General features: G+C 58.8%; 1 protein-coding gene. It reads right to left on the reverse strand.

The features are described from left to right. Positions 1–124: 124 nt before the first annotated feature. The coding region (locus KJQ96_RS42595; RefSeq protein ID WP_375293279.1) for a DJ-1/PfpI family protein at positions 125–250 on the reverse strand (126 nt) is incomplete at its 5' end.

Genomic DNA, 250 nt, shown 5'->3' on the forward strand with positions numbered 1-250 from the left:
TTCAGCACAGGCGCGTGTTCGTCGGTGACATGCCCTGTCCAGAGCAGCAGATTGAATCCGTACTTCATTCGTGCCTCCCCATTGAGCTTTCCCACAGCAGGCGATCTGGGGCCAGTTCCGCGGCTTAGCCCTTTGCAGACACCAGCTGCTTCACCATCGCGTTAATTAGTCGCGGCAGGTCATAAGGGAAACGGGCCGTAATCAGGTTGCCGTCGACCACGCAGGGTTCGTCCAGGACCGTAGTGCCAGC

The organism is Bradyrhizobium sp. sGM-13 (assembly GCF_018398875.1).
Classification (GTDB): Bacteria; Pseudomonadota; Alphaproteobacteria; order Rhizobiales; family Xanthobacteraceae; genus Bradyrhizobium.